This window comes from Mariniflexile maritimum (assembly GCF_009746565.1).
In the GTDB taxonomy this organism is placed as follows: Bacteria; Bacteroidota; Bacteroidia; order Flavobacteriales; family Flavobacteriaceae; genus Mariniflexile; species Mariniflexile maritimum.
Map to the genome: position 1 here is coordinate 128,069 of NZ_WRPN01000003.1, position 19,935 is coordinate 148,003.

The following is a 19,935-nucleotide window of genomic DNA, read 5'->3' on the forward strand; positions in this document are numbered from 1 at the left end:
TGTTTACTTAAAAAAAGCAAATTTAACCCTTAAACCGTGTGAAAATCCTTAAAAAAAACTTAAAATTCAACCTGCAACTGTTATTTTTTCCGCATATAAACACTTACCGGAACGCCCGTAAAATCGAAATGTTCACGTAATTTATTTTCTAAAAAACGTTTATAGGGTTCTTTAACATATTGTGGCAAATTACAGAAAAAAGCAAACTGCGGTTGTGCCGTTGGCAATTGCATCACGTACTTAATTTTCACGTATTTTGCTTTGTTGGCAGGTGGCGGGTAACTTTCAATAATGGGCAGCATAACCTCATTAAGCTTGCTCGTTTTTATTTTTTTGGTGCGGTTATTGTAAACGGCAACGGCAGTTTCAATAGCCTTAAAAATACGTTGTTTGGTTAATGTGGAAATGAATATAATGGGCACATCGGTAAAGGGCTCCATTTGTTTTCTAATCGCTTTTTCAAATTCCAGGGTTGTTTTATGGTCTTTTTCCACCAAATCCCATTTGTTTACCAAAACCACGATGCCTTTGCGGTTGCGTTCGGCCAACCAAAAGATGTTTTGGTCCTGGCCATCAAAACCACGGGTAGCATCCAACACCAACAAACACACATCGCAATGTTCGATGGCACGCACACTGCGCATCACGGAATAGAACTCCAAATCGTCCTTAACCTTGGATTTTCTGCGGATGCCAGCGGTATCCACCAAATTGAATTCAAAACCAAACTGGTTGTATTTGGTGTCGATGGAATCTCTGGTGGTGCCTGCAATATCGGTTACTATATAACGATCTTCACCAATTAAGGCATTTATAAACGATGATTTTCCGGCGTTGGGGCGACCTACCACGGCAAATCGTGGCAACGCTTCGTTAACCACCGTTTCCTTTTCAGGCAATGCTTCAACCAGTGCATCCAATAAATCGCCCGTACCGCTTCCGTTGATACTGGCAACCGAATAGTAATTGCCCAAGCCTAATGCGTAAAATTCTACGGCATCTTCTTCACGTTTGGCATTATCCACTTTATTTACGACCAAAAAAACGGGCTTGTTTACTTTGCGCAGTAACTTTGCTACGTCTTCATCCATACCTGTTACGCCACTTTCCACATCAACCATGAAAATAATGGCATCGGCTTCATCAATGGCCAATTCAACTTGCTTATCTATTTCTGCTTCAAAAATATCGTCGCTTCCCAAAACGTAACCACCGGTATCAATCAATGAAAATTCTTTTCCATTCCAATCACTTTTTCCGTAATGGCGGTCGCGGGTCACACCGCTTACGGCATCCACAATGGCTTCCCTTCGTTGGATCAAACGATTAAAAAACGTTGATTTTCCTACATTGGGGCGACCTACAATAGCAACTATATTACTCATAATCTTTATTTTATAAACAACGGCATCACGCCGTTTGATCTATTTAGCAAGGTTTGCTGAATTTTTTGCAAAAATAGGAAATATACACTAAGCATCGGTTTTTTTAGGCAAGTATTAAATTGTTTTGAATTAAGAAGAAAAATACTATTTTAACATCCTTAAAACACGAAGTCCATGCCAAGTAGCAACACAATTAATTTACGGCCCCGTTTCAAAATTGAAATACCCATGGGCAACGAAACCGTGCTGAGCACATTTCAGGAAGCAAAAAAAACGCAATCCGAATTTATTGTTAGCCGAATTGACGACCACGTTTTTATAAGGTTCCCAAAACACAAACAACATTTCTGGTCGCCACAATTGCATCTGGAAATTAATGAAGTTAGCGCCAATGCCTGTTTGCTTCGCGGATTATTCGGCCCCAACCCTACCGTTTGGACCTTTTTTATGTTTTTGCACTTTATGGTGGCAGGCTTATTTATTGCCTTTGGTATTTGGGCCTACTCCAATTGGGCTCTAAACACACGTTATTCCATTCAATTAACGGGCATGCTACTGATGGTTCTGGTTTGGTTTGTCCTGTATTTTGCCGGCAGTATTGGAAAAGCATCAAGCAAAAAGGAAATGGCCGAACTTTACGATTTTATGAACCGCATACTTGCTTCAACAACTTAGTTATTATAGCCAAAACGTTTTAATTGGTTTTGGTTGCTGCGCCAGTTTTTGTTCACCTTTACATAAGTTTCCAAATGGATTTGTTTGCCAAAAAACGCTTCCAAATCTTTTCTGGCTTCTACACCCACCCGTTTTAGGGCGGTGCCTTTATGCCCAATGATGATGCCTTTTTGGGTTTCGCGCTCAACCATGATGACGGCGCGAATTCTAATGATGGCATCTTCTTCAAAAAACTCTTCGGTCTCTATTTCAACAGCATACGGGATTTCCTTTTTATAATGAAGCAGGATTTTTTCACGGATGGTTTCGTTTATGAAAAAGCGTTCGGGCTTATCGGTCAATTGGTCTTTTGGATAAAAGGCGGGCGATTCGGGCAACAAGTCGATAATTCTGTTGAATACTTCCTTCACGTTAAATCCTTCTAAAGCTGAAATAGGAAAAATTTCGGCATTGGGCACTTTATCTGTCCAAAATTGAACCTGTGCCTCCAATTGTTCCTGGTTGGAAGTATCAATTTTATTCAAAAGCAGCAAAACAGGTATTTTTGAACTGGTAATTTTGTTGAAAAACGCCTCGTCCTTCAAGGCCTGTTCGCCAATTTCAACGATGTACAATAATATATCGGCATCTTCAAAGGCCGATTTCACAAAATCCATCATGGAAGCCTGTAATTGGTAAGCGGGTTTGATGATGCCTGGTGTATCCGAGAGCACCACCTGAAAATCGTCGCCATTTACAATGCCCAAAATGCGGTGGCGCGTGGTTTGGGCCTTTGAGGTAATAATGGATAGCTTTTCGCCAACGAACGCATTCATTAAGGTTGATTTGCCCACGTTGGGGTTTCCAATAATATTTACAAATCCTGCTTTGTGGCCCATAGTTGCTGTTTTAAAATTGAGTACAAATTTACAACCTTGATTTGTTTATTCAATCTTTATTCATTTTTATGCATAAAAAAAAGCAGAAAGTTTCCTTTCTGCTTCTTTGTTCCCATTTTAGAATGGGCTTATTTTTGAATTTCCAATAATTCAACTTCAAAAATCAATGTTGAATATGGTTTGATTTTTTCGCCCGCTTGTCTAGCACCGTAGGCTAGATCTTGAGGGATGAAAAATTTGTATTTTGATCCAACGGACATTAATTGCAAACCTTCAGTCCATCCTTTTATTACTTGGTTTACGCCAAATTCGGCTGGTTCGCCTCTATCAACAGAGCTGTCGAAAACAGTGCCGTCAATAAGTGTTCCGTGGTAATGCACTTTTACTTTAGACTCCTCGGTTGGTTTCTCGCCCGATCCTTCTTTCATAACCATATATTGCAAACCACTTTCGGTTACCTTTACACCACTTTTAGTTTTGTTCTCTTCTAGGAATTTTTCGTTGGCAGCCTTATTTTTTTGACCCTCAGCTTCTTGTTCCTTCATTTTCTCTTCTTGTTTCTTTTGGAAATAAGAGCTTAACACTTGTTGGATGTTTTCCTCTTTAATCAAGATGTTGGTAGAATCTATATAGTTCATGTACCCTTGAATAAAAAGTTCGCTGTCAATTTCAGAAACATTTGTTTTTACATTTTTAGCAACATCCATACCTATGGCATAGCTTACCGAATCCAATTCTGTTTTTAAAGCTTTTTTTGAAACACCTTGTCCACCACAAGACGACAACACGGAAGTTAATAGTACAACCCCTACAAATTTGATTATTTTCATTTTCTGTTTTTTTATTTAAAATTAAAGGTGCTAAAGTAACAAATTTAAACTCACAAATACAGAAGTATTTAATGAATTTTTAAGGAACATGTTTAAAGCCAGACGATGCATCAACTACCAACTACCAAGGGTGTAAACCATCACCTATATTTATAAAACCACCATATATTAGTTTAAACATATAATTGTATAAAATACTAAAAATCAAATAATTAAAAATTTAACGAAAAAATAGTTTGCCAGTTCCAAAAAAAAAGTTATTTTTGGTAAACCAATTTGGTAAACCAATTTGTTAAATTATAAAACTATTAGTGTACCAAATTTGGATTATTACACAATACGTTATTTATAATTTTACTTGATAAACTTAAAAAACAAAACATTATGAAAAAAACATTACTATTATTATCTGCTTTGGCTTTGTCGATTTCCAGCTCTTATGGACAATTGCTCATGTACGAGCCATTCTCTTACACTGATGCCGCTCAAAATGCCACTAACGAACTCATACTTTCAAGCAGTGGAACATGGGTTGCGGGTCCAAGTTTGTCTACTGGAAGCACCACAAACGATGACATTGTAACATCTCCCTTTGACGCTGGGGCTTATGGAATTCCTACTGGCACAGGTGAATCTTACTTTTTTAGAGGTGGTGGTAATGATCCCGTAAGGAGCTTTACGCCACAAACAACAGGAACCGTTTACTGGTCGGCTCTGATAAGAGTAGAGGGATGGATTGGAAATGGAACAACACAATACGCACCAGGTGCAACAGGTAAACAGGTATTCTCATTAACTAATTCTTATACAAGTTCAAGTGATATTAGCTATCCTGGATCATTAATAATAAAGGGGGCTTCAACCACTTTGGGGGAAACTTCTTATCAATTAGGAGTTGGAAATCAACATATTGATGATGCTCTTAAAGGTTCTTACGCTAGTACAATATTTACCTCGTCTTCTACAGATCATTTAGTGGTTTTAAGTTACGACATTGCTACTGCCACTACCAAGTTATGGATAGATCCTGCAATTCCTGCTAATGGCACTATGACCACTGATTTACCTAGTGCAACCATAACTGGACCGGGTACAGTTACAGAAATTTCTAGGTTTTTTATCAGATTAGATTCTAATGCTAACACACCTAACATGACGATTGATGAAATTAGAGTTGCAAAAACATGGCATGAAGTTGTGGGTAAACCTGCTCCTTTAAGCGTTTCAAAAAACAATATCGAAGGCCTTAAAATTTATCCAAACCCAGCAAAAGATTATATCAGTATTGAATCTAAAAACACCAAAATTTCTTCAGTAGAAATGTACAATGTACTAGGCGCAAAAGTGATCTCTGAAAAAGCGTTGGTTAATAATCGCTTAAACGTTTCGCATCTGTCCAAAGGTATTTACATGCTTAAAGTTAATGCCGAAAACGGAAGTGCCACAAAAAAAATATTAATAGATTAACAACCAATAATTAAATAAAAAAAGCCTTCCGTTAAGTAAGGCTTTTTTTATATAGATTTTGTAAATTATGATTAGTAAATAGTGTAAAATTTAGGATGACAACCAGAAGAGCTTTTATTACAAAAACAGCCTGTGTAGCGGGGTTATTGCCTTTTTCATCATTCGCTTATCCAAATTTTATTTTGGAACAACCAGACGATTTGCTCGACGTTAATATATTCTCAAAACATCTTCAGTTTTTAGATTATAAAACCACAAGCGAAATGGTTGCCGAAATGGGTTTTTCGGGTGTTGATTTAACGGTTCGCCCAAATGGGCATGTGCTTCCAGAATTGGTAAAAACCGATCTTCCAAAAGCAGTAAAAGCCTTCACAGCAAATGGCGTGAACTGCAAAATGATTACCACAAATATCGAAAGTGTAAACAATCCGTTAGATGTCGCTATTTTAGAAGCTGCTTCTTCACAAAGTATTGATTATTACCGCGCCAACTGGTTTAAATATAAAGAAGATGCCTCCATGCAGGATGCATTATTGTTTTATCAAGAAGAAATAAAGAAATTAGGCGAACTTAATAAAAAATTAAAACTGGTAGGTTGCTACCAAAACCATGCAGGTGTTAGTGTAGGTGCTTCCTATTGGGAAATTAAAAAAATACTGGAAACCGTAAATCCTGACTATTTTGGCACTCAATACGATATTCGGCATGCCATGGCAGAAGGCGGTTATTCTTGGGAAAATGGTTTGAAACTTCTATATCCAAATATCAAGGTTATAGTGCTAAAAGACTTTAAATGGGGAATTGTTAACGGAAAATGGGAAGCCATCAATGTACCTATTGGCGAAGGTATGGTGGACTTCAACAAATACTTTAAACTATTAAAACAATACAAAATAAAACCACCTGTATCTCTTCATTTAGAATACGATTTAGGAGGTGCGGAAAAAGGAAACAGTGAAATCTCTGTTGATAAAAAAGTGGTATTCGATGCCATGAAAAGCGACTTGAAGAAAGTGCAGAAACTTTGGAAAGATGCTTAAAAATATAAAATCAGAATAAAAAATACAAATGAAAAGAACCGTATTAATTTCGAGTTTGCTAATCTTATTTATAACATGCAAACTAGCTGCACAAACAAATAGCATTAAAGTAACAAACATAAATGAGCTGAACGATGCCATAAAAAACTGTAAAGCTGGAAATGTTATTGTGATGGCCAATGGCGTTTGGAACAATGTTGAAATAGCATTTTACGGCAACGGCACCAAGGAAAACCCCATTACATTAACAGCCGAAGAAAAAGGGAAAGTAACCATTGAAGGTACTTCCAACCTAAAAATTGGCGGGAATTATTTGGAAGTTTCCGGTTTGTATTTTAAAAATGGGCACACACCTTCTGAAAATGTCATCCAATTTAAAATAGACAATACCAAGGTAGCCAACCATTGCAAGGTAATCCAATGTGTAATCGAGGAATTTACCCAACCCAACCGCGATGTAAGCGACCATTGGGTAGAGTTTTGGGGCCGACATAACGCATTGAGCAACAATTATATTACGGGAAAATCGAACTTTGGGCCTACCGTTATGGTGCGTTTAGAGGGCAATGAAAACATTTACACGTACCACCAAATAACAAACAATCATTTTGGGCCGCGACCCCGCAAAGGTGGCCCGCACGGGGAAACCATTCAAATTGGCAATAGCGAAACCTCCATGACGCCCGCACACGTAAACGTGTCCAATAACTTTTTTGACCGTTGCAATGGCGAGGTTGAAATTATTTCGAGCAAATCGAATTTTAATTCGTTTACAAACAATGTTTTTTTTGAAAGCGAAGGCTCTTTGGTGTTGCGCCATGGTAATTATGCCAAAATTGATGGCAATGTTTTTATTGGTAACGACGCTTCAAAGTTTATGGGCGGTATCCGCGTTATCAACACCGGGCATTGGATTACCAATAACTACTTCTACAAAATAAATGGCGAAGCCTTTAGAAGCGCATTGGCGGTAATGAACGGCATCCCAAAAGCGCCACAAAACCGCTACAACCAAGTTACCGATGTGGTAGTGGCATACAATACGTTTATTGATTGTAAGTCGCCTTGGCAGTTAAGTGTGGGTTCCAACGTAAGCCAAAGTGCCGTGTTACCTGCTTCCGAAATCCGTTCGGCGCGACCCGAACGTGTGGTAATTGCCAACAATTTAATTTACAATGAAATGGCAGACACCAACCCTATTGTGAATTACGACAAAGTGGATGGTGTTGCTTTTAAAAACAACCTCATCAATAACGAAAATAAAAGTGAAGTAAAACCAGAAGGTTTAATCACTAAAGATTTTTCAGTGACTAAAAAGACAGCTAATTTATTTGTTTTAAATGAAAACATAAACAATGTATATGCTGGTTTTGATTTTGAAACCATAACTAAAGATTTATTCGGAAACGATAGAAATTCAAATATAAACAGTATCGGTGCCATTGTAAACCCTGTTAAAGAAAACGCTGTTTTAATTGACAAAACAAAATATGGCACCAATTGGTTTTCACCTGAAAACGGAAAAACAAACCCTAAAACATTCAGCGTTTCAACTTCGGAAGCATTAGTTAACGCTTTGAAAGATGCAAATTCCGGCGATGTTATTTCACTTAAAAAAGGCAAATACACTGTAAATTCTAACTTAAAAATAGATAAAGACCTTTCAATTGTTTCAAAAGACAAAAACAATAAACCGGAATTAATTTTTACTTCGGAAAAAACAGCTTTTGAAATGCATCCTAAAGGTAACCTAAAGCTGAAAAACATCGTTCTAACAGGCAATAAATCCCAAAACACCTTTACAACGTTGGATAAAAACATGAGTAAAGCTTATAATTTATTTATTGACCATGTAGAGATTAAAAATTTTAAATCTGTTTTAGAAGTATCAAAAGGGTCGTTTGCCGATAGTGTTTTGGTTACCAATTCCCTCATTAAAAATTGCGACCGTGGTTTTATGCTCAACAAGGAAAAAAATGACGGTGGCGATTACAATGCCGAATTTGTTACCATAACCAACACCACCTTCGATACCATTCAGGAAGTGGTGCTCGATTACTACCGCGGCGGTTACGACGAATCGACCATTGGCGGCAATCTACTCCTTAAAAACAATACGATTACCAATTCTGGAAAAGCTGAAAAAGACCAGATGTTGATTAAAAACAGCGGTATCGTAAATGTGGCGTTTGCAAATAACACATTTAAAAATAACCCTGTTAAAGTGATCGCCATTCTTTGGGGCGAAAAGGGACAAGAACCTGGGGAAAACACAATCAGTAATTCAGGAAAAATTGAAGTCGTTCAAAACTTAGAATTGAAATTAATGTACTAATAGGTTTTAAAATGAAACTGTTTAAAAGTTTTGTAATCATCATCTTTTTTTTAGGGTTCTTAAAGATTGATTCCCAAAATATTCCGTCGAACCACATTATTGAAACCAATAAACTTGCAGGTTTTTTAAAGCCTGAAATTCAACAAGCTTTGGGAGGCGCTTCCATTTCGAATGCAACATTAGCCGCCTATTTTCGCGACAAATTCGCTGAACGCTATTTTTATGATTGGCACGATTTTGAAGCGCGTTATCAAATCTATAACAGCAAATACCCTGAAGCACAAAGCAACCATACGGAACGCGCTTTAGATCATATCTCAAAATTCCCAGCAGTTACGTCATGGAAATTACCGTTTAATTATCAAACCGGAGAACCTGTAAACGCTTATGCCATGCGCCATTTGGCACGTCAGCACAAAATGGTGGACATTGCTTTTTATTACAACTATCAAAATAAAAATCCTGAGTATATAACCTATTTCAAAGACCAATTAAAATCGTTAAACGCGGCATTATTAGCCGAAAAATATGAAACCATTGAAGATGGCAACGGGGTTTATGAGGCGTTTCGGTCGGGGTACCGCATACTGAATTGGCTGCAAATACACACGATGTTTTTGGGTGAAAAAAACTATTCAGATGAAGACCAACTTTTAACAATTGCCACCCTGTTACAACATGCTTCAAACCAATATGAAACGAACGCGGAATTTGTACCAGGCAATCATCAAACCAGGGGTATGTCGGCCTTAGCCATGCTATCTATCTTGTTTCAAGATTTTAAAGATGCAGATCTATGGCGTGAACGGTCGTTGAATTTATTGGAGCAGCATTTAGATAAAGAAATAAACAGTGATGGCTTTCAGTTTGAACGTACGGTACATTACCATATTAGCGATATTGACAACTATTATTTTGTGTATCAACTAGCAAAAAACAGCCATTTAAAAGTGAGCGCTCTATGGGAAAGCAAGTTGAAATCGTTATTCACTACCTTAACAAAAATAGCCTATCCAGACAAATCGGCACCGGTATTTTCAGACGATACCGACACACCTTGGGCTGAAAAAAATGATATTTCCGGCGCCTTAACAGTAGGCTATTTGCTTTTTGAAAATCCTGAATTTGGCTATTTTGCAACCAATAAAGTGGAACCATTTATGTATTGGTATATGAATGATTCCCAATTAAAGCTACTCGAAAACATACAAACAAAAACACCCGATGTTAATTCGGTTGCCTTTACAGAAACGGGCTATTACATCATGCGCGAAGGTTGGAAAGCCCATGATAAGGTCATGGCCATTTCCAACGGACTTGATGATGAAAAACCAGACCACCAACATGGCGATATGTTGGGCATTCAAGCCATGGCAAATGGGCATGTTATTTTACCCAATTACCAGGTGCGGTATTCGTTGAAAGATTACGAGTTTTTCAAAAATAGCCTCGTTAAAAACGTGGCTTTGGTTGATGATGAATTACAAGGAAAGGATTATGCGGGCAACCAAGGCGGTAGCGGATTTGGTAAATTTGCAACCTTGCCAAAACCAAAAACAATAGCTTGGAGCACCAATGATGATTTAGATGTTTACATTGGGAGTCATAATGGTTTTGAAAATATCGGTGTCAATTATTCACGGCAAGTTATCTATTTGAAAGACGATTTCTGGATTGTGAAAGACCATTTTACTTCTGAAAAACCACATACTTACAAACAAATCTGGCAAGGCCATTACACCTTAGAAAATGCCCCAAATTTAGTACGCGCCTCCTTTAATGATGGCTCGGGGAACGACATTTACCAGTTGGTTAAAATTGATACGGTTACCACATCAGGTACGCGCGGAAAACAATGGGCTGTCGCTTCAAAAAACAACAAGAAAAACTTCAACTTCATAACCGTTATTTTTCCATTTGCTAAATTCGACGACCGCATTGATGAAGATAAGCCCAACCCCAATTTAAAAGGCTGGCAAATAAACAACTCAACATGGAAATTTGAAGGTTTTGAAGCAACTTCACTAACCAAAGCAAATCGTTCCGTGTTTTTTTCAGTTAAAACATTAGAATTAAATAAACTTAAAATGGTGTTCTCTGAAGTTGCCGACGTGTTTATAAAACTGGAAAACAACGCATTAATGGTTCAATCTTTACATACAAATCCATTAAAACTGATGATTACCGGCATAAAAGAAAATGGGAACCTTATTTTAAATGCAGGCAAAGAGTATTTTTTTGTGTTAAAATAACAACCTACCTATCAATTAACACAAAGATTGTTGCATAGCTAAAAAAATTATTCTATTTTTGGTAAACCAATTTGGTTAACCAATTTGCAGAAATCTGTTTTGGTTGTGTGCAACGTTTTGCATACTGTACAATCGTTATACCTAAATTGGATTTTTAATCAACAATAGGATGGTAATTTTATGCTGCAATATAGCTCATAAAAAAATGGCATGTTTGTTAGGGTTTATTCAAATGTTAAATCCTAACCGCAAAAGCATTGTACCTTTTAAACTTCTTTAAATGACCAAAATTTTTAGTATGCTTTTTAAATTCAAGATTCAAATTTTGATTATAAATTTGCTTTTAACTATGCCGTTTTGCCTTGCACAACCAAACACAAATTCCAACACAAAAAAAACAAGTACCCCAGCACACCCAAACCTAATATTAACAAAAGTTGGGGTTGAAAAAATAAAAGCACAGTTAGGAAAAGCACCCCTTTTTGATGCCTCCTTGGCAAACGTAAAGGCTGAAGTTGATGCTGAAATTTTAAACGGTATTGAAGTTCCCATCTCAAAAGATTACTCTGGTGGTTACACACACGAGCGGCACAAAAAAAACTTCCTAATTTTACAAAAAGCTGGTGTGCTATATCAGATTTTAGACGATAAAACCTATGCAAACTATGTAAAGGATATGCTAATGGCCTATGCCAAATTATACCCTACCCTGCCCGTACATCCTCAAACACGTTCGTATGCAAGGGGCAAATTGTTTTGGCAATGCCTAAACGATGCCAATTGGCTGGTTTATACAAGTCAAGCTTACGACTGTATCTATAATTATTTATCATTAAAAGAGCGCAACCATCTGGAAAAAAACCTGTTTAAACCATTTGCCCATTTTATTTCGGTTGAAAATCCACAGTTTTTCAATCGCGTGCACAATCACAGTACCTGGGGAAATGTGGCGGTAGGCATGATTGCCTTGGTAATGGACGATGCTAAATTACTCGATACCGCCTTGTATGGGTTGAAAAATGACAACATCGACCCCAATGCTAAAGATAACGATGGAGGCTTCATTAGAAAACCCGGACAAAAAGTAGGTTTTCTGGCCAATTTAGAGGAACCTTTTTCACCCGATGGCTATTATACCGAAGGGCCATATTACCAACGCTATGCCATGTATCCGTTTTTGGTATTTGCCCAAGCCTTGGAACATGTAAAACCAGAACTTAAGATTTTTGAATATAAAGATGGTGTATTGTTAAAATCGATTCACACGTTATTGAATTTAACCGATGCCAACGGCAATTTTTTCCCTTTGAACGATGGGCAAAAAGGCATGTCGTACTATTCAAGAGAATTGGTGTCATCCGTAGATATTGGCTACTTTTTTGGCGGAAAACAAACCGATTTATTAGCCATTGCCAAAGCCCAAAATGCCGTGTTGCTGGACGAAACCGGGTTGGCAGTAGCTATGGGCATTCGCGATGGTTTGGAAACCCCGTTCGTTAAAAAATCAATCAACCTTTCCGACGGAAAAAATGGCGATGAAGGCGGTGTTGCCATACTTAGGGCAAACGGTACTAAAGATGAACTTGCCTTGGTGATGAAATACACTGCGCAAGGGTTAAGCCATGGCCATTACGATAAACTATCATTTTCATATTACGAAGGTGGCAACGAAGTGCTACAAGATTACGGCATGGCGCGTTTTGTAAATATCCAGCAAAAAGGTGGCGGCAATTATTTAAAGGAAAACACCACGTGGGCAAAACAAACCGTGGCACACAATACAATAATCCAAAATGAAACATCGCATTTTAGTGACGATTTTGAAACGGGTAGCGCGCATCATTCTGAAAAATACCTGTTTGATGTTTCAAACCCTAACATCCAACTTATTAGTGCTACAGAAACAAATGCTTATCCCGGTACGGAACTACACCGAACCATGGCACTGATTAAACACGAACGTTTTGAAAATCCCATCCTTTTAGATATTGTTAAAATTAATTCGGAAACAAAAAATCAATATGATTTGCCTTTTTATTATTTCGGACAAATCATGTCGGCAAATTTTAAGTATTCAAAACCTAAAACTTTAAATGCTTTAGGAACCAGCAATGGCTATCAGCATTTATGGAAAGAAGGCGAAGGAAAACCAGAAACTGGAAACGCTAAATTATCTTGGTTTAACAAGGAACGTTTTTATTCGTTAACATCGGTGGTTTCAAATGAAGACGATTTAATTTTCACCAGAATTGGCGCAACCGACCCCAATTTCAACCTTAGAAACGACCCCGGATTCATCATCCGTAAAAACAATGTCAAGGATACCTTTTTTGTTTCTGTTTTGGAAACACATGGGCATTACGACCCCGTTGGCGAAATGGCAAGCAATGCCTTCAGCAACCTAAAAAACCTAGAAATAGCGTATAGCGATGCTTCCTATATAGCCATAAATATAGAAACCGAAAACGGCCATAAAAGCCTGTTCTTGTTTTCGTTTAAAGACAGCTCAAAAAACAGTAAACATCAGCTAAAAATAAACGATAAAACCTACGAGTGGGTAGGCGCTTATCAATTAATCAATAACTTTTAAAATAAAATGACAATGAAAAGCTTTGGAGCTAGTAAAGAATTTTTAATGGGAGACGACATGCAATGGGAAACCGTTGGTGAAGGCGTACAAAGAAAAATAATGGGTTACGATGATAACATCATGCTCGTGGATGTCAACTTTGCCGAAGGCGGCGTGGGCCCCATGCACCAACACTATCATTCACAGGTAACGTATGTGGTAAGTGGCGAATTTGAATTGACTATTGGTAACGAAACCAAGTTAATGAAAGCAGGCGATGCCTTTTACATTCCACCGCACGTATTGCACGGTGCTATTTGTAAAAAAGCGGGAAAACTAATCGATGTATTTAGTCCCATTCGCGAAGATTTTATGGAAAAATAATTTTTTGGGCGAAATATTTTTTTTAACAAAAATTTAAAACTATTTTTGGTAAACCAATTTGGTTAACCAATTTAAAATATTAACAAGGGGTTATTTTAAACGAAGAATATTATTAAACAGATTCTATAAAATCACATCCTATTTAATAAAACTAACAATAAACATTAAACTATTAATTATGAATTTAAAAAACAAGTTGGCCCTTATTGCACTATTGTTGTTCAATTTTGTAGTATTCGCACAAAACAAAACTGTTACCGGTCAAGTGGTTTCTGCAACCGATAACATACCCATTCCTGGTGTGAACGTTATCGTGATGAACACCACCAAAGGAACTACCACCGATTTTGACGGTAGTTACACCATTGAGGTTAAAAACGGAGAAGTATTACAGTTTTCCTATATTGGCTTTGTAACTCAAAAGCAAACCGTTAAAGACCAAAAAACCATCAATGTTTCTCTAGTTGAAGATGTTTCAAAACTAGACGAAGTTGTGGTTGTAGGTTACGGCACCCAAAAACGTTCTAGCGTTACCGGATCGGTTGCTAAATTAAAGAGCGAAAATATTGAAAGTGCCCCAGTATCTAGGCTAGACCAAGCCATTCAAGGTAAAATTGCAGGCGTTAGGGTACAGAATGTATCCTCGGAAGCTGGTTCCGATACGCAAATAAACATTCGAGGTATCAGTTCCATTGGTGCCGGAACAGGCCCGCTGATTGTGGTAGATGGTCAACCAATGCCAGATGGTATGGGTGCCATTAACAATGCCGATGTTGAATCGGTTGAAGTACTAAAAGATGCTGCCTCTGCTGCTATTTATGGGTCTAGGGGCGCAAACGGCGTTATCATGATTACCACCAAAAAAGGTAAAGAAGGCAAAACGCGGTTTAATTTTAGCTCTAGGTCGGGCATGAAAGATGTTTACGAAACCTATAACATCCTCACTTCAAAAGAATATGTTGAACTGCTATATAAAGAATCGGCTTTAAGAATGGCCGATCCATTATGGACGGGCGGTACCGCAGAGACAAGCACCATTCCTTCTCGCGATAAATGGCGCTCACAATACGCTATTGAAAACGAGCTATTAGGCGGTGTGGGTGTTGATTACCAAAATGAAGCCCTAAGAAATGCTTTCTTTCAAGACTACCAATTTAACGTTTCGGGCGGTAGCAAAAAAAATAAATTTTATGCATCGTTAGGCTATCAAAATGATGAAGGTTTGATGCTGAAAAGCAACTTCCAAAAATTAAACTTCAGGTTTAAATTTGAGTCTGAATTAACCGATAAAATAAAACTGAACCTAAATTTAAATCCATCGAATACCAAAACGGAAAGACCAAGGGTTAATTATATCGATTTTACCAGGTTCCCAAGCTTTCTGCCCGTTTATCATACCCAAGCAACTGCCGATTTTATCAATGCGGCAAACCCTAACGCAAACATTATTCCTGGAAGTTATGCAGAAGATGATGATTTTGCCAATATAGCATATACCAGTGTAGATCCCAATGGCATTCCCTACACCACAGGTACGTCGCAAAGACCTTTTACAACTTCAAACACAAACCCCATGCGTGCGCTACTTGAACAGGACGACAATAACAATCAATTCCGTTTTCAAGGAAGTGCTGGTTTAACATTTGAACTAGCCAACGGGTTAGATTTTAAAACCACCCAAAGCATCTATTACCGAAATTCTGACAGGGCACAAACAGGGCAATCGAACGCTACCAGATTTGGAAACCCAAATTATGCCACTTATATCAATACAAATTATTTTGATTTCTTAACGGAAAACACTTTAAATTACAACAAAAATATCGGTGATCACGATTTTACTGTATTGGCCGGTTTTACCTACCAAAACACAAGGGAAAAAACACTGGAAACAGGTGGTACCACCTTCCCAAATGAGCAAACCAAAAACTTAAGCTTTGCCTCAGTTATAACTGCACCCGTTCAATCGGATGTTACAATTGGTTTAATGTCGGTATTAGGAAGAGTAAATTATGCCTATAAAGGCAAGTATTTGCTAACCGCCAGTTACCGTACAGATGGCAGCACCTTATTTGATAAAGGCAGACAATGGGGCGGGTTCCCAGCGGTATCGTTAGGATGGGTAGTATCCAAAGAAAACTTTTTAAATGAAGTAGATGCCATTAACCGATTGGCCTTCAGGGCAAGTTATGGAGCCACGGGCAATAATGCCATTGATCCATTTTTGTTCCAACAAACCTTAAATTCCGCAAATTATATTTCAGGTTCAGGTACTGGCAACATAAGCAATGGTTTGGCAAATCTTAACGATGTGTATTTCAATCCCCTTATTACTTGGGAACGCACGTTTTCAACCAATTTAGGTTTCGATTTGGCCATGTTTAAAAACAAGGTAAACCTGAACATTGATGTATTTGAATCAAAAACCGAAAAATTATTGCTTACAAGTTCAGCATTACTGATTACAGGTTCCAATTCTGTAATTACCAACGCCGGTAGTTTGAAAAACAGAGGTCTGGAGGTAGAACTTTCTACAACAAACATCAAAACCGAAAACTTCTCTTGGAGCACCGATTTCAACATCTCGCATGTTAAAAACGAGATCACAAACTTAGGAGATAAAGACCGCTTGATTTCCACAACCATTGATGGTAGAAATGGCTTAAACAACTACGCTATTGTGGGCGAACCCTTGGTTAGTTTTTATGGTTACAAAACAGACGGCGTTTGGATAAGTAAAGCCGATATTACCGCATCGGGCCTAACAACCACTTTAACCAATGGGCTTACCGAAGGCGGTATTAAAATAGTGGATATTTCTGGTCCAAACGGCGTGCCAGATGGCATCATCGATACCAACGACCGAACTATTTTAGGAAATCCCTATCCAGATTACACTTGGGGCATTACCAATAAATTCAACTACAAAAACGTTGATTTCAATTTCTCTTTTCAAGGTGTACAAGGAGGCGAATTAATAAATGGCGACATCAATTATAACGAAGCCAAAGAGCGTAACTTAAATTACATGGCAAACCGTTGGGTAAGCCCAAGTAATCCTGGTGATGGCAAAACGCCTTATACTACAAATGGTTTCAACTGGTTGTTTACCGATAATGCCGTAGAAGATGCCAGTTATATAGCGCTAAGGGAGGTTTCCTTAGGATATACCTTTAGCAAAGAGGTGCTAGAGAAAATTAAGTTGACCAATTTAAGATTCTCGTTAACCGGCCAAAATATGTTGTTCTTAGCAAACAACAATTACAGGGGCATCAACATTGAAGCGCGATCAACCTCAAGCGATGCATTACATACAGGTTATCAAAGAGGTGGTTTCCCCATTCAAAAAACCATACTGTTTGGTTTAGAAGTAGGGTTCTAATAAAAAACAATCGATAAAATAAACGCATGTTTTAGTGAGGTTTATTAAACTTTTAAAAATATAAAAATGAAAAATTGTATAAAAAAATTAAAACTATTGTTTTTATTCTCTTCCATAGTGTTGGTAGGATGCTCTGACGCTTTAGATGTAGAAAATAAAGATGCCATCAGTTTAGATGGGTTTTATAAAACGGCCGAAAATTTCACAATAGGATTAACAGGGTGTTATAGTACCTTAAGAGCCCCTATTGCTTATGAATGGATGCTTTCTGAAATACGTTCAGACAATACGTTTATGAACAATTACGGCACATCAAACGCACAAAACCTTCAGGTTTTAAGCAATGATGTATTTGAAGCACCGTCATTCGATTTGTTTATTGAACAATATTGGGCTACAACTTATAAAAGCATACGAAGCATCAATGGGTTGAGTGAAGGTTTACAAACTTCATACAACAATGCCACTGGAACCATCGATTATCAAACGGTTCCTGCATCTTTCCCGCTTACTGCTGCAGATAGAAAAAGAATTTCTGGTGAAGCTTCATTTATGAGAGCGTATCATTATTTCAATTTGGTGCGATTGTACGGTGGCGTGTTTTTAATTGATAAAGAGATCAATGCTGAAGAAGCTTTAGAAATTCCCAGATCAAGTGTAGAAGACATTTACAGGTTTATTATTGCCGATTTAAAAAATGCGGTGGCCAATTGTACCACAGCAAAGTTTTCGGCTTCGGCTGGAACAGGAGGTTCTGCAACCAAATGGGCCGCAGAAGCCTTATTGGCCAAAGTATATCTTACGTTAGGTCAAAAATCGGATGCATTGCCCCTACTTACCGATGTTATAACAAACAGTGGTCACAACCTAATTACTGCTGGCACAAACCCCTATTCTGATGTTTTTTCAGCAACCAATGAAATGAACACTGAAATCGTTTTTGCCATTCGTTTTAAATCGGGTGCTCTTGGTTATGGCAGCCAATTGTCTAACCTTTTTTCAAGTCAGGTTGACCTTAAAATACCCGGTTTGGTGTATCCAACAGGAACCCGTGGCGGCTTTAACAACCCTACCCCAGAATTGTACGATTCGTATGCGGCCACAGATAAAAGAAGGGATTTCAACATAAAAGTTTATAAACCCTCAGGAACCGCTGCCGATCCTACAAAATGGACTTATTGGACAGGCAAACACAATATTGCGGTAACCGTTTTAAATGATTCTGAACTAGACTGGCCCGTATTGCGTTTTAGCGATGTGTTACTTATGTACTGCGAAGCCGATGGCACTAATAACGCCACCACTTTGGGCTACTTGAACCGGGTACACACCAGGGCAGGCTTAACGGCTTTAACCAGCACCGATGTTAATACGCCTGCGTTGTACGAAAAAGCGGTTGCCAACGAAAGAAGATGGGAGTTTGCCATAGAGAACCAACGTTGGTTCGATTTGTTGCGTTTCAACAAAACCATGACAACCATCAATGCTAAAGCGGTAATGGATAATCACTTTTTACTTATGGATCCGTTTTATACACAATTTGCTGCACCCTATACCACAGCTGAATTGCAGGCCAAAACCGCCGATCCAAAATTTAATTTATTACCCATTCCAAATGTTGAAATTGTAACCAATACCGTTCAGGTTATCCCGAACAATCCGGGTTACTAATATCAGTTTTGAAATTGAAAAAAAAATGAAAACAGTATCCAATTAAGCAATAGAAAATTTAAAAGAAATGATTAAACCAATAAAAAAACATCTTTTTATAAAAGAATTTCTATTAGCTTTCCTAATGGTATGTGTTTCTGTAAACGCTACTTGCCAAGAAAAGGCAGGTAGCGGTACAGATTCAAATTCCAAAACAGAAAAACAGGATAAAAAGAAAAAGAACAAAAAATACAAATTGCCCAACATCGATTTAAGCCATTGGAGCGTAACAACCCCAGAATTAAACGCCAAAGGTGGTGCTACAAGTGTACAGCCTCCAGCAATTCTGAAGTATGCCACCGATGAAAGGCTTAAAAAATACATGTACAATGATTCTACTGATGGTTCATTGGTATTTTATGCATACCCAAGTGAAGCTACAACGGCAAATACCAAATATTCCCGCTCTGAATTAAGAGAGCAAATGGTTTCGGGTGATAATAAAACAAATTGGACGTTCGCCCAAGGTGCCTACATGAAAGGAAAACTTGCCATGGATGAAGTTTCAAAAGATAAAAATGGTAAGTATCACAAAGTGATCATCATGCAAATTCACGGTGTACTAACAGATGAACAACGCGATTTAATTGGACAAAAAGACAACAACGCACCACCTATCCTAAAAATATATTGGGATAACGGAAAAATACGTGTTAAAACAAAAGTGCTTAAAAATTTAAGTACTCCTAACGAAGGCCTTTTATTTGAAGAAGCATGGGGCGATGATGAAGGCTTTGATTTTGAACAGGTAGTCGGTTTTGAAAAATTCACTTTAGAAGTAAAGGTATCTGCTGGTAAAATGGTAGTCGTTCTAAACAATAATGAATTTAAAGTTTATGAAAACATCCACATGCGAAAATGGGGCATTCTTGAAAACTATTTTAAAGCGGGCAACTATTTTCAGTCAAGAGATGAAGGTGCTTTTGCTAGAGTAAAATATTACGAATTGGAAGTAAAGCATTGATAATCTAAAACTATCAGCTTTTTTGAAACCTTAAGTAAATATTTTTTATAATTTTATGGGCAAA

13 protein-coding genes are annotated in these 19,935 nt (G+C 37.7%); 10 read left to right on the forward strand and 3 right to left on the reverse strand.

Annotation, left to right across the window (positions count from 1 at the left end):
- Window positions 1–80 precede the first annotated feature (80 nt).
- A complete protein-coding gene (gene der, locus GQO80_RS05855; RefSeq protein ID WP_157207407.1) occupies window positions 81–1,385 on the reverse strand; it encodes a ribosome biogenesis GTPase Der in 1,305 nt (434 codons plus the stop codon).
- A gap of 174 nt (window positions 1,386–1,559) precedes the next feature.
- On the opposite strand from der, the gene GQO80_RS05860 reads away from it, so the two are divergent.
- Window positions 1,560–2,060 (forward strand): GTP-binding protein, encoded by a 501-nt coding sequence (locus tag GQO80_RS05860; protein ID WP_157207408.1) that lies wholly within the window; start codon window positions 1,560–1,562, stop codon window positions 2,058–2,060.
- On the opposite strand, the gene era is transcribed toward GQO80_RS05860, so the two are convergent.
- Together era and GQO80_RS05870 are read right to left on the reverse strand one after the other, a co-directional pair.
- Window positions 2,057–2,938: a GTPase Era gene (gene era / locus GQO80_RS05865; RefSeq protein ID WP_157207409.1), complete on the reverse strand. Its 882-nt coding sequence runs from the start codon at window positions 2,936–2,938 to the stop codon at window positions 2,057–2,059. The genes GQO80_RS05860 and era overlap by 4 nt on opposite strands.
- 128 nt (window positions 2,939–3,066) lie before the next feature.
- The gene (locus GQO80_RS05870; RefSeq protein ID WP_157207410.1) at window positions 3,067–3,768 is read right to left on the reverse strand and encodes an FKBP-type peptidyl-prolyl cis-trans isomerase; all 702 of its coding nucleotides are present in this window, start codon (window positions 3,766–3,768) and stop codon (window positions 3,067–3,069) included.
- 384 nt (window positions 3,769–4,152) lie between these two features.
- Between GQO80_RS05870 and GQO80_RS05875 the strand changes: the two genes are divergently transcribed.
- The 9 genes from GQO80_RS05875 to GQO80_RS05915 all read left to right on the forward strand — a co-directional run bounded on the left by GQO80_RS05875 (window position 4,153) and on the right by GQO80_RS05915 (window position 19,871).
- Window positions 4,153–5,235 carry a T9SS type A sorting domain-containing protein gene (locus GQO80_RS05875; RefSeq protein WP_157207411.1) on the forward strand — a complete coding sequence of 361 codons (1,083 nt, stop codon included), beginning with the start codon at window positions 4,153–4,155 and terminating at the stop codon, window positions 5,233–5,235.
- 95 nt (window positions 5,236–5,330) lie between these two features.
- Window positions 5,331–6,275 carry a sugar phosphate isomerase/epimerase family protein gene (locus GQO80_RS05880; protein WP_157207412.1) on the forward strand — a complete coding sequence of 315 codons (945 nt, stop codon included), beginning with the start codon at window positions 5,331–5,333 and terminating at the stop codon, window positions 6,273–6,275.
- 28 nt (window positions 6,276–6,303) lie between these two features.
- The gene (locus tag GQO80_RS05885; protein ID WP_157207413.1) at window positions 6,304–8,610 is read left to right on the forward strand and encodes a chondroitinase-B domain-containing protein; all 2,307 of its coding nucleotides are present in this window, start codon (window positions 6,304–6,306) and stop codon (window positions 8,608–8,610) included.
- An 11-nt stretch (window positions 8,611–8,621) separates the two neighbouring features.
- Window positions 8,622–10,862 (forward strand): heparinase II/III family protein, encoded by a 2,241-nt coding sequence (locus GQO80_RS05890; RefSeq protein WP_157207414.1) that lies wholly within the window; start codon window positions 8,622–8,624, stop codon window positions 10,860–10,862.
- Window positions 10,863–11,211: 349 nt separating this feature from the next.
- Window positions 11,212–13,452, forward strand: coding sequence for an alginate lyase family protein (locus GQO80_RS05895; RefSeq protein ID WP_232333119.1), 2,241 nt, complete (start codon window positions 11,212–11,214; stop codon window positions 13,450–13,452).
- Between the two features lie 12 nt (window positions 13,453–13,464).
- Entirely contained in the window at window positions 13,465–13,815 is a 351-nt protein-coding gene (locus GQO80_RS05900) for a cupin domain-containing protein (RefSeq protein WP_157207415.1), read from the forward strand.
- Between the two features lie 178 nt (window positions 13,816–13,993).
- Complete coding sequence (locus tag GQO80_RS05905) at window positions 13,994–17,197, forward strand: SusC/RagA family TonB-linked outer membrane protein (protein WP_157207416.1); 3,204 nt, start codon at window positions 13,994–13,996, stop codon at window positions 17,195–17,197.
- 66 nt (window positions 17,198–17,263) lie between these two features.
- On the forward strand, window positions 17,264–18,868 hold the full coding sequence (locus tag GQO80_RS05910; RefSeq protein ID WP_157207417.1) for a RagB/SusD family nutrient uptake outer membrane protein: 1,605 nt from the start codon (window positions 17,264–17,266) through the stop codon (window positions 18,866–18,868).
- A gap of 67 nt (window positions 18,869–18,935) precedes the next feature.
- Window positions 18,936–19,871 (forward strand): polysaccharide lyase family 7 protein, encoded by a 936-nt coding sequence (locus GQO80_RS05915; RefSeq protein ID WP_232333120.1) that lies wholly within the window; start codon window positions 18,936–18,938, stop codon window positions 19,869–19,871.
- The last annotated feature ends 64 nt before the right edge of the window (window positions 19,872–19,935 follow it).

Excerpts from the sequence above, each read along its gene's own strand:
- der (WP_157207407.1), bottom strand. The coding sequence starts at position 1,385 with ATGAGTAATATAGTTGCTATTGTAGGTCGCCCCAATGTAGGAAAATCA.
- GQO80_RS05860 (WP_157207408.1), top strand. The coding sequence starts at position 1,560 with ATGCCAAGTAGCAACACAATTAATTTACGGCCCCGTTTCAAAATTGAA.
- era (WP_157207409.1), bottom strand. The coding sequence starts at position 2,938 with ATGGGCCACAAAGCAGGATTTGTAAATATTATTGGAAACCCCAACGTG.
- GQO80_RS05870 (WP_157207410.1), bottom strand. The coding sequence starts at position 3,768 with ATGAAAATAATCAAATTTGTAGGGGTTGTACTATTAACTTCCGTGTTG.
- GQO80_RS05875 (WP_157207411.1), top strand. The coding sequence starts at position 4,153 with ATGAAAAAAACATTACTATTATTATCTGCTTTGGCTTTGTCGATTTCC.
- GQO80_RS05880 (WP_157207412.1), top strand. The coding sequence starts at position 5,331 with ATGACAACCAGAAGAGCTTTTATTACAAAAACAGCCTGTGTAGCGGGG.
- GQO80_RS05885 (WP_157207413.1), top strand. The coding sequence starts at position 6,304 with ATGAAAAGAACCGTATTAATTTCGAGTTTGCTAATCTTATTTATAACA.
- GQO80_RS05890 (WP_157207414.1), top strand. The coding sequence starts at position 8,622 with ATGAAACTGTTTAAAAGTTTTGTAATCATCATCTTTTTTTTAGGGTTC.
- GQO80_RS05895 (WP_232333119.1), top strand. The coding sequence starts at position 11,212 with ATGCCGTTTTGCCTTGCACAACCAAACACAAATTCCAACACAAAAAAA.
- GQO80_RS05900 (WP_157207415.1), top strand. The coding sequence starts at position 13,465 with ATGAAAAGCTTTGGAGCTAGTAAAGAATTTTTAATGGGAGACGACATG.
- GQO80_RS05905 (WP_157207416.1), top strand. The coding sequence starts at position 13,994 with ATGAATTTAAAAAACAAGTTGGCCCTTATTGCACTATTGTTGTTCAAT.
- GQO80_RS05910 (WP_157207417.1), top strand. The coding sequence starts at position 17,264 with ATGAAAAATTGTATAAAAAAATTAAAACTATTGTTTTTATTCTCTTCC.
- GQO80_RS05915 (WP_232333120.1), top strand. The coding sequence starts at position 18,936 with ATGATTAAACCAATAAAAAAACATCTTTTTATAAAAGAATTTCTATTA.